The organism is Streptosporangium vulgare, assembly GCF_042428775.1.
GTDB classification, from domain to species: domain Bacteria; phylum Actinomycetota; class Actinomycetes; order Streptosporangiales; family Streptosporangiaceae; genus Streptosporangium; species Streptosporangium vulgare.
On the sequence record NZ_JBHMBS010000031.1, the window covers coordinates 16676 to 26533 of the forward strand.

Below are 9858 nucleotides of genomic sequence, written 5' to 3' on the forward strand. Positions count from 1 at the left end.
CACCGTGAAGAGATGTGAGGGTCATTGACCCCGCCCCTCAATGACCGCGCACCTCCGCAGCACCCACTGTGAATGGAGCAAACCACCCGGCACCACCGACTGGAGGACCCCCATGACTCTCATCCTCGACCGGGCCGCCACCACCCCCCGCACCCTGATCAGCCCCGCCTTGTTCGTGCGGCTGACCGCGCGGATCGCCGTCGACCACCCCGAGCACGCCCACCAGGCCGACATCATCATGGAGCAGGCGCTCGCGTTCCTCGCCACCTGCGCCGCCAACCCCGGCGCCGGCCTCGGCCCGTCCGACACCGTCGACATCGGATGGCACACCTTCATCCTCTACACCCCCGAGTACGCCGAGTTCTGCCAGCGGATCGCGGGCCGGTTCATCCACCACAACCCCGACGACAACCCCGCCGACTCCGGGACGGGCAACAGCCTCGCCGATACCATCAAGGCGATGGAGGCCGCCGGCTACCGGGTCGACCCGGTCGTGTGGCCGACCTCGGCCGACTGCAGCAGCGGCGGCGGAGGCAAATGCAATCAATGCTATGCGGGGTGCACCGATTCGCCCAAGAAGACGGCAGTGGGTTGACCTGCCCGAACCTGCCCGTGCGGCTGTCGAGGAACAGACTGGCCCGGTTGTCGGTATTCGGTCGGCCGAGGTTGGGCTGACCTCTGGACTCGCCGCGAGCATCACCACCGCTGAGGGGGCCGTCTTCTTCGTGAAGGCGGCCCCCGCCGCTGCTCCGGTCGCCGCTCATCTGCTGCGCGAGCGCACCGCCAACCGGGCACTCCCCGCAGGCATCCCTGCGCCGCGGTTGCTGTGGGCTGCGGACGTGGCCGGCTGGCACCTACTCGTCTTCGAGCACGCACCCGGCCACGAGGCGGACCTGGCGCCCGGCTCCCCGGACATCTCCGCTGTGGTGGACGCGGTCGCAGCCCTCTCCGTGCCGTGCCCGTGGGCTGAGGCGCCGTCCGCGACGGTCAAGGTCACCGCGCTGCTCCGGCACGCCGAGGAGCTGCTGGAGGACTCCCCGGCCGAGTACGGCCGCTACGGGCCGCTCGTCAAAGCCCTCGACCTCGACGAGCTCGACGGGCCGACCCTGCTGCACGCGGACCTGCACGCAGGCAACCTGCTCGTCGACGGAGGCCGGTGCCAGGTTGTCGACTGGTCAATGGCCTGCCGAGGCGCCGCATGGGTGGACGTGGCCCTGCTGGTGCCGAGGCTGGTCGATGCTGGCCACACCCCCGCCGACGCTGAGGACATCGCCGCCCGGGTGCCCGCGTGGAGCTCAGCGCCTCCGGACGTAGTCACCGCGCTGGCCGCCACCCGCACCCTGTTCGCCACCCGGATGGCCGACGTCGGACCAGCGCACCTACGCGGGAAGCGGTTGCGCACCGCAGCGGCCTGCCGGGCTTGGGTGGAGTACCGCACCAACTAAGCCTCACAGACAGTAGAAAAGCCCCGCCGCTCTCCGCGAGGAGAACGAGCGGGGCGTCCGCATGCTCAGGCTTTGGCCGCCTTCTGGAGAGCCATCCATGCCGCGTGCCGGTCTCGCCGCTGCTCGGGCTGCTCCCACCAAGGGTGCCGGTTCAGAGCCTCCAACGCGTCCAGTCGGGCGCTGCGGGCGGCGGTGAGTTCCTCGCGCTGCTCGTCCGTCATCGCACCCTCCAGGACCTCTTGAGAGGACGGCAGGGCAGCGGTTACCCGTTGCACCTCCTCGTCCGTCTTCCAGTAAGCGCGCTGGAGGTCCAGCAGGTCGGGCGGAAAGTCGTAGTCGGCCATGTTCTCCCCCGGGGTGCGTGGTGCCGGAGAGATCCTACGAGGGGCGAAAGGCGATCTCTGCGACGCCCCGCTCATACAACGCGAAAGAGCCCCGCACTCCCGGGTGGGAGTGCGGGGCTCTTTCGTGTACGGGGCTACGGGGCCGGGGTGGGGGTGCCCTGCCCTCCGGTTGAGGAGGACGACGGCGTCGGAGTGGGAGTCGGCGTCTGGGTGGGGGCCTTCGGCGGCGCCTGCGTCACTTTGCAGTCATAGGCAGCGATCGCGTACCCGGGCAGGAGCTTGCAGGTGGTCCAGACAGGGCCGACCTTGTAGGCGTAGACGGCGGGAAGTCCACCGTCCTTGCCGTCCGCTCCGGGCTTGCCGGGCTCTCCCTGGGCTCCCTTGACGCCGGGAACGCCGCGCAGACCGCGCGCACCGGGAACCCCCTGGGGTCCTTGGGGGCCGGTGTCGCCCTTGGCGCCCTGCGGGCCGCGCTCTCCCTGCGGGCCGGGGCCGTTCACCGCGGTCTGGCCCTGACCGCCCCAGGTGATGCGCCCTTCGGTCGGCCTGCACTTCGCGCTCGCGTTAACGATCCGGGTGTAGCGGGTCTGCTTGTGGACGCACGCGGTGATGACGTCGCCGGGGGCCGCAGTCTGCGCGGCTGAGGCGGTGGTGACGCTGGACAGGCCGACCGCGAGCACAGCGGTCGCGGCAATCGCAAGAGGCGTTCTGAGACGCATGTGAGCTCCAGGGAGGGATGAGATAGCCGTGGCGCGGCTGCACCAGATTGGCAGAATCGGGCTCTTTGGACCGGGCCAATGGGCATTTGTCGCCACGATTCGCGTATGCGGCTTACGCGTGCGGAGTCCGGTCTTTAAACGAAGAACGCCCGCTTCTCCCTGAGGAGAAGCGGGCGAACAGGGAGCCCCGATCGGCATGGCCGCACGTTCAGGACTCCACCACCAGTATGGAGGACCAGCGAGTTTGAGTAGTTCAAATCGCTGACGCGAGGGGTGATCAAACTTCGGCGTGGCAGGTGAAGTTGCACACCTCGGACCCGCCCGTGAGACAGTCGCCGTTGCATCCGTGGCGGCAGTCCGAGGAGTCGCCCAACAGCGTCGGCACCTTCCCAGCGGGCAGCAGTTCACGAGCCAGCGCCCGCTTCTCCCGCTGGCGCTCCGCCTTCACCGTCCTTGGCCCGTTGCAGCAGGAGCAGGCCACGCCGTACCAGACCTGACGGCCAAGCATGCGAGCCATCACGCCTCCGCGCCGTCGGCAACCTCAGACAGTGGAGGTAGGTGGATCTCCCAGGTGAGATCCAGCCCAGCGTCCAGCATGGTTCGGCGAAGATCGCTCAGACGCGGATCCGCCTCGCTTATACGCTCCACGACGAGCTGGAACTTCACGTCCGCCTCAGCGCCGGTCAGTCGGTCGTCTCGTCGGAGCGCCCGCCAGAGGTTCCACCCTGCGAGGTAGTCGTCAGGGGTTGGGTAGGCGTAGAAGTGCGGGCACTCCGCACGGACAGCCAACTCGTCCAGGGTGTACGGGCGGTCCGAGTCGGTGTGGTCCCGGTCGTAGCCCCACGGGACCTCGCAGCGGCGGCCATGGATGCGGCACATACCCTCATCCTCCCAACAACCAGTTGCTGCTATTTCGCGCCAGGCTGGCAGTTGAAAAGGGGCCGAGCGGCCCGAAGGCGACCCGACCCCTGCGACCTCTCCACGCTCCACCGTGACAGCGAGAGGCCCTCACAAATACCCATCCGTGTCCTCAAGACCAAGCCGAAGGACTGCACTCAGCCTAACAAGGGCGACGCAGCCATGGACGTGACGCGCAGGCTTTTACGACTTGATACAGATTCAGTCGGAGGTGGGGGCGCCGCTAGGCCATGGGCGGGCCGCCCAGCTCTGCACCTCGGCTCACGCCGCCGGACGGTAATCCCGGCGCCCCCTCGGGTGTGCTTAGACGGTCCTACCTCCGGTGATCAACCCGGACGTGCCGCCACCCCGACCCCTGCCAGTCCCGGAGGACGACAGGAAGCAACGACCAGCCTACTGCGGCTCGACCGGGGTCTCCGGCTCCTGCGGCGGGACCGCCGGGTACTCCGCGTCCAGACCCTCCAGAGCACCCACCTTCGCCTCCAGAGCGGAGAAGTCCACCTCAGGGTTGGCCGCCTTGATGTCGGCGATGTCCTGGCGGATTCCAGCCACAGCGTTGTCGATACGGACGACGATGGCGTCGAGATCTGCCTGCTTACCCATGATCTTGTCTACCTTCCTGTTGAGACGTGACTGCGCCTGCTCGATGAGGGACAGCCGTTCGTGGATGTCTTCGAGGGCCTGCCTGAGGTTGAGAAGGAGCCGCCAAAACCGCACCCGCCCCACCTCCCTTCGTGCGTCTACCGCTGCGACATCGGCAGATCCGGGCGCGCGGTGTGCCTGGCCCAGAAACCCGACACGTACGCGATCAGACCGGGCAGCAGCGGAATGACGAACGTCTCGACCGGGTCCGGCAGGAACGCGATCAGGTCCAGGTCAGCGTTGACCGCCTGAAGGACCGTCAGCCCCGCCAGCAGGCTCAGATACGAGCCAGCCGACGCCGCCGTGACCTTCCGCTCGACTGGCCGCTTCTCCGCGATGGACTCTCCGTGCATACGCCCCTCCTGGGGGACAGCCCGCTGAGGTAGCGGGAAGTTGGGCGCCCGGATCCGGGCATCAAAAAAGCCCCGGCCGGAAGGCTCAGGGCGTCAGGGGCGGCGTGGGTTCGTCGTCCTCAGGGGGTGGTTCGGGCTCCGGCCACAAGGCGGCGGCGCGGACCAGGTACGGCCACACGAGAGCGTGCAGGACGTCCACGCTCAGGCGACGCGGAGCAGCAAAGCCCACGTGGCGTCATCCACAACACCGGTCGGCTTCATCCCAGCAGCGTCCTGTAGTCCCTTCACACCGTTCTCGTGCTCCTCGGAGAACACCGTGTCGTTCAGCCCGTCCAGGCCGCCGTAGTCCCTCGCGAGCAGCAGATAATGCATGGTCTTCACGTGCCAGCGAATCGGATCCTTGCCGTCCTTGCCGTCACCGATTCGCAGGGTGGGCAGCTTCTTCACAGCGACCTCCGTAGGGTTGACGGGTTCAGGCTTCACAGGAGTGCTGTCGTCCTTCGGGCGAGGGGCTCCGCGCTTCACCCACGCGTACAGAGGCCCACCTGGGCACGACGTAGAAAATCCATCCCGGTGTCCCTTGATCTCGCTGCCAGCGCCGCCCTTCTGCCGCAGGTACTCGATGCCGTCCCGAATTGCGTGCAGCAGATCATCGTTCGGCGTCACGAACCCTGACGAGCCGACCAGGCCCAGCACCGCGTAGTGCGCGGTGTTCAGGCCAGCGCCGTTCGCTGCGGGGATGTGGCCTGGGCCGCGGCCCATGAAAACCTGCCGGTGCGGACATCCGACCAAGTTGTAGCCGAGATCCATGTACGGCTGCTCTCTGCCGCCCGACATGTGCATCGCCTGGAACGACTTGACGAGCTTCACGCAGATAGCGTGGTCGTCCACGATTCTCGGATTGACGTATCCGCCGGTGTAATGAACCTTCACCCCGCGGGTTGATGACACTGTTCCGTAGGAGCCGCGCGGCGGTGCGGCACCCCATCCGGAGCGAGAGACGAGCTTCACGGTGAGCCTCCTCGGTGGATGATGTGCTCTGCGGGCTCCAAGCCCGCGGTGAGGATCTGCTGACGCAGGTTCGTGATCATGCGTTCCATGAACTCGATCCGGGACGACATCTCAGCCATCTCCCGCTGCGCCCGATGCAGCTGGTCACGCATCTCTTGAGAGGCGTTGCGCTCAGACAGGAGCTTTTCCGAGATCTTGTCGAGCTGCTCCTGTGTCCGCTCATGCTGGGTGCGGACCCGTTCGAGTTCCTCACGCAACTCGTTGATCGCGTGATCGTAAATCTCTTTCGCCCTGGCGAACGCCTCGGACTCGACCTTGGCCCGGTCCGCTGCCGCGTTCTGCTCCGCGACCCGCTCCGCGGACTCCGCAGTCACCTTGTTGGCCTTCACCGAAGCCCGGCCCGCGAGGACACCTGTCGCTACTGCGCTGATCAGCGCCACCACCGCCACTGCGATAGCGACCGTGTCCCCCGGAGCCCACTCCGTAGGCTTGATCAGCAGCATGAACGCGTTCAGGGAGCACCACCAGTAGGAGTAGGAGAAGCAGCCGGGTCAGGCTGCTCGGGGACTTTCGCAAAAACGTGCACAATCCGCGCGAACACCAACCAAATCACGACTGACCACCACGCCTGTGACACCCCCCACGCGCACACAGCGAGGTTCGCGAGCGCCCACCCGACCTTCAGGAACGACGCCGCAGCGAACGCAATCCGGTCAGAAGCCATGAACGCTTGCACCAAGCAGAGCAGGCCAACAACTCCCCACACCGCACCCCACACCGGCAGAGGCATCCATGACGCGAGGGACTGGTTGGTCGGCGACGCCAACGTCTCAGCCGACGGGAACATCAGCCGGTAGCACTGGCCGATATCCACAAGCGCCAGCGCGAGCAGGAACTCACCGCGGACCCCGACCCGATGTCGGATCCTGCACAACCATGTGGGGCGATTGGGCACAGCGAAGCCTTCCTGCGGAGGGGCAAGATGGGTGATTCAGGACTCGACGACGTCCTCGGCGCGGAGCGCGCCGATAAGCGCGTTCAGCTGCGCTCGGACCATGGCAATGTCCCCGCGGAGGTGTTCGTACGGGTCCTCGGGGAAAGCCAGAGCTGTACGCACAGGCACCTCCGGGTTAGGTGAGGATGACGGTGCCCGCGCGCAAACTGTTGATCAGCGCGTTGAGCTGAGCCCGCACTTCGACGACGTCGTTGTACAGGGCGTTGTACTGCGCCATCGTTGGTGAGCCCGCGATCGTGCCGGACGTCATGTTCGCGGCGATCGCCACCGCCGCACCTTGGCGATTGACGAGCGGCACATCATCCAACGTCGACAACGCACGCAACCGGCCGCCGGAGGCGTAGATGTGGACGTCCCCGCTGGGCGGGATGCTCGGCTGGCTCATCTGGCGGAGAATCCAGCCGCGGCTCGCCTCGATGAGCGGCGCCCGTGTCCGCAGGAGCGCTTGGATCTCGTCCACCGCGGTCCGCAGGTCAGAGAAGTCACCCTCGTCGTCAGCGGGGAACCGGTTCAAGGGGCGACCTCCTGCCCTTCCAAAACGAGCTCCGCGGTTTCTTTGCCGTCGTTTCGGCTGGTCGGCGTAATGCCGATGCCGATGATCCGCCGTGTCCGCCAGTGCGGGGTGTGCCATTCGTTGTCGAAGTACAGGCGGGCGGTGTCGCCCAGCGAGTTCATGCTGAAGCTCGGTTCGGCGCCGAGTGTCAGGGTGACTGCGTCGACGCGGAGCGCGCCAGCGGCGACCGCCGCCCAGTACGCCGCGTAGTCCTCCAACGTCCCCATCTCCGTGACGGACGAGTAGGTGATGGTGCGGTCCAGCCGCGGCCACCCCGCCTCCAGGTGCGCGGTCGCCTCAGCCGCGGCCGAGATCAGGGGCGTCGAGGAGGTGGAGGCGTCCGTGGAGATGCGGTCGCCGCGGGCCCGCCACCGGGTGGCTCCTCGGAGGGCGTCGATCTGCTCAGACCAGCCGGTGATGATGCCGCCATGCGGGTCGTCGGAGAAGACGTGCGGCGCGGGGTCCTGGACGCCGAGGGGCATGCCCCACACCCAGTGGCGCTCCAGGCCGGCAGGACCGGACAGAATGTTGATCGCCCACTCGAAGCCGCCATCGACCTGCGCCAGCTCGGTCAGGCGCTGCCCGTACGTGGCCTCATCCGCGTTGTAGGTGCGGTCCCGCTCCACCCCAGACACGCCGCCCTGCAGCACCAGGCCCAAGTTCGCGTACGGCTGGCTTTGCATGTGGTTCAGGAGTTCGCGGGCGATGTCGATCTGGTCGTAGGCCGCGAACGTCGGCAGCGTCTCCTGCAGCTCAACCTGCAAGAAGTAAGCGTCCAGCGTCGACCCTCTCAACGCGATCGTCGGAGTGCCCTGCCCGCTACGGGTCGGTGTGGCCCCGGTGATCCAGTACTCGCCCCAGTACTCCCCACCTCGGAGAATCTGGCAGGTGATCACACCCGGGCCCCGATCGAGCACGGTTTCGTCCTCGGGGATGATCTCCTTGACGAGGGCGCCGACGTCCCGGTCTGGGATCGGGATTGTCGCGCTGAAAGTTCCGGGTTGCAGAATCCTCTTGTCAAAATTGACGTTGACCAGGGGCAGGTCACCCAGGTAATGGCCGTCGCGGAGCCGGTGGAACTTGTACCGGTACTGCGATTCACCAACGCCAGGCGTGAACGGCGGAGGCGGTTCCGTGTCAGGGATGGTGGAGCCGGAGCCGACGCTGATGGACACGCCGATGAACTCGTGGAAAGCGGCAGGCGTCTCGCTGAACTGCTGCTCACCACTGCTCACCGAGGAGTTGGTTTGCCGGGTCGCCGCCGCCGACGAAAGCACATTCGCTGACTGCACCTGCCCGCGCAGCGTGTACCCCGACGGCCCAGACCAGCCAGTGATCGTGGTCGGGAACGTATAGACGGCCGCCGCGCGGATCTCTACCGCGGAGGCGTCGGCCGGCGCGACCCCGGGTGTGGCTGCGGTGAGAGCAACGCCCTCGGTGATCGCCACATTCACGGCCGTTGAGGCGTCCCGCAGGCACACGACGTGGATGGCGCCGTGGTTGTCCTGCCCGAACGAGTAGGAGCCGGACTCGGTGGCGGTGGCGGTTTTGCGCCACACCCTCACCGTGATCAGACCTGTGCCCCGGCTCCCTGCAGACGCCCACCCAGACGGGGCGGTCATCGCCGAGAGGGTCGTGTTGAAGCTGAAATGGATCGCGAGGATCTGGTCGCCGGCCGTGGTGCCGGGCGGGCGGGTCACTTGCAGGGTGTTGTCGACACCGGCGGCGGAGGTTGAGGAACGGTAGGAGGCGGTCACCAGTCACCCGCCCCTCGGCTTAGATCCAGGCGTCCCGGTACAGGAGGGTCAGCGGGGAGTCGCCGCCACTGCTCGCGGTGTAGGTGATGGCGTTGGTGCCGGCCTTGATGACCCACCCGGGCACGGGTGCGGAGGCGCCGGTGAGGGTCGACATGATGGAGTCGCCGTTCACGGTGGCGTTGCCCTTGTCGGTGTCGATCTCTAGCTGTTCGCCAGCTTCCACGGTCGTCGCGAAGCCGAGGATGCGGCCGGTCGCGGCGTTGACGAGCGTCGGATTTACGACCGGGCCCGGGATGCGGATGATCGGGTGCGTCCCGGTGTTGCCGGCGTTGATGACCTGCACGGTGCCGCCGACCGGGATGGACACGCCCGTCCGGTCGATGCCGTACCGGCGGGCGTCTCCGCACGCGATGAGGATCGTGACGGTCGGCACGCCCGCGTTGTAGTCGCCGCCGATGTCCGGGTCCCGGTCGATGATCTGCCCGAACGCCAGTTGAGGGGCGCCTCGCAGTCGCACGACCAGCGGCAATGGTGTGTCGTCGTCGGCGATGCCGGTGACCGCGTCGATCTCGTCGAGGAGGTCGTCGATCATGTCGGGGTCGGATGCGGAGTTGGGTTGCAGGCGGATCGTGACGAGCCGCTGCTGCGCGAGTTTCCTCGCGTTCCATGCGCCGTGGGCAGATGGCTTGGACACGTTGAGGTTGTCGATCGTCGGAGTGCTGCGCCACCCCTCGATGGGGATGAGCACCGCGACGTCCGTACCCGGCCCCCACAAGGTGCCGTTCCACTCAACTTGGCCAGCCTGGGTGATCGAGTCGCCGGGCCGGATCGGTGTGGACACCGTGATCTCAGGCCACTCAGCTTCGACCTCGAAGGGGGCGAGAGACAGGCTTTGCCCGTAGAAGAGGGTGACCGGTGGCCACTCGGCTTCGACCTCGAATGGGCCGAGCAGAACTTGCGCCGACGGCGTGACCACCGTCAGTGCAGGCCATTCAGCTTCGACTTCAAACGGGTCTAAGACCAGGTCAGCGGCGCGGTAGTAGCGGCCCTTAACGACGATCGGGCGGTTGGGATAACTACGTCCGGCGCGGGCCACCCGCT

14 protein-coding genes are annotated in these 9858 nt (G+C 67.1%); 2 read left to right on the forward strand and 12 right to left on the reverse strand.

The features are described 5' to 3' along the window. Nucleotides 1-112: 112 nt before the first annotated feature. On the forward strand, nt 113-595 hold the full coding sequence (locus ACFFRH_RS37445; protein ID WP_344747109.1) for a glycine-rich domain-containing protein: 483 nt from the start codon (nt 113-115) through the stop codon (nt 593-595). Beyond that, a complete protein-coding gene (locus ACFFRH_RS37450; protein ID WP_344747108.1) occupies nt 552-1445 on the forward strand; it encodes a phosphotransferase family protein in 894 nt (297 codons plus the stop codon). The genes ACFFRH_RS37445 and ACFFRH_RS37450 overlap by 44 nt, the downstream gene beginning before the upstream one ends. 65 nt (nt 1446-1510) lie before the next feature. On the opposite strand, the gene ACFFRH_RS37455 is transcribed toward ACFFRH_RS37450, so the two are convergent. The 12 genes from ACFFRH_RS37455 to ACFFRH_RS37510 form a co-directional block, all read right to left on the reverse strand. After that, on the reverse strand, nt 1511-1789 hold the full coding sequence (locus tag ACFFRH_RS37455; protein ID WP_344747107.1) for a DUF8825 domain-containing protein: 279 nt from the start codon (nt 1787-1789) through the stop codon (nt 1511-1513). 134 nt (nt 1790-1923) lie between these two features. Next, entirely contained in the window at nt 1924-2508 is a 585-nt protein-coding gene (locus tag ACFFRH_RS37460; protein ID WP_386162292.1) for a hypothetical protein, read from the reverse strand. A 277-nt stretch (nt 2509-2785) separates the two neighbouring features. Beyond that, nucleotides 2786-3025 carry a hypothetical protein gene (locus ACFFRH_RS37465; RefSeq protein WP_344747106.1) on the reverse strand — a complete coding sequence of 80 codons (240 nt, stop codon included), beginning with the start codon at nt 3023-3025 and terminating at the stop codon, nt 2786-2788. Further along, complete coding sequence (locus ACFFRH_RS37470; RefSeq protein ID WP_344747105.1) at nt 3025-3387, reverse strand: hypothetical protein; 363 nt, start codon at nt 3385-3387, stop codon at nt 3025-3027. The genes ACFFRH_RS37465 and ACFFRH_RS37470 overlap by 1 nt, the downstream gene beginning before the upstream one ends. 432 nt (nt 3388-3819) lie before the next feature. Next, entirely contained in the window at nt 3820-4143 is a 324-nt protein-coding gene (locus ACFFRH_RS37475) for a hypothetical protein (protein ID WP_344747104.1), read from the reverse strand. A 23-nt stretch (nt 4144-4166) separates the two neighbouring features. Next, nucleotides 4167-4421: a hypothetical protein gene (locus ACFFRH_RS37480; RefSeq protein WP_344747103.1), complete on the reverse strand. Its 255-nt coding sequence runs from the start codon at nt 4419-4421 to the stop codon at nt 4167-4169. 201 nt (nt 4422-4622) lie between these two features. Further along, nucleotides 4623-5432 carry a peptidoglycan recognition protein family protein gene (locus tag ACFFRH_RS37485; RefSeq protein WP_344747102.1) on the reverse strand — a complete coding sequence of 270 codons (810 nt, stop codon included), beginning with the start codon at nt 5430-5432 and terminating at the stop codon, nt 4623-4625. Beyond that, a complete protein-coding gene (locus ACFFRH_RS37490; protein ID WP_344747101.1) occupies nt 5429-5935 on the reverse strand; it encodes a DUF3496 domain-containing protein in 507 nt (168 codons plus the stop codon). The genes ACFFRH_RS37485 and ACFFRH_RS37490 overlap by 4 nt, the downstream gene beginning before the upstream one ends. Nucleotides 5936-6423: 488 nt before the next feature. After that, entirely contained in the window at nt 6424-6549 is a 126-nt protein-coding gene (locus tag ACFFRH_RS37495; protein ID WP_386162296.1) for a hypothetical protein, read from the reverse strand. 13 nt (nt 6550-6562) lie between these two features. Next, the gene (locus ACFFRH_RS37500) at nt 6563-6961 is read right to left on the reverse strand and encodes a hypothetical protein (protein ID WP_344747100.1); all 399 of its coding nucleotides are present in this window, start codon (nt 6959-6961) and stop codon (nt 6563-6565) included. Further along, nucleotides 6958-8757 carry a hypothetical protein gene (locus tag ACFFRH_RS37505; protein ID WP_344747099.1) on the reverse strand — a complete coding sequence of 600 codons (1800 nt, stop codon included), beginning with the start codon at nt 8755-8757 and terminating at the stop codon, nt 6958-6960. Before ACFFRH_RS37505 ends, ACFFRH_RS37500 begins: the two co-directional genes overlap by 4 nt. A gap of 19 nt (nt 8758-8776) precedes the next feature. Next, nucleotides 8777-9853: a phage distal tail protein gene (locus ACFFRH_RS37510; protein ID WP_344747098.1), complete on the reverse strand. Its 1077-nt coding sequence runs from the start codon at nt 9851-9853 to the stop codon at nt 8777-8779. Nucleotides 9854-9858: the final 5 nt, after the last annotated feature.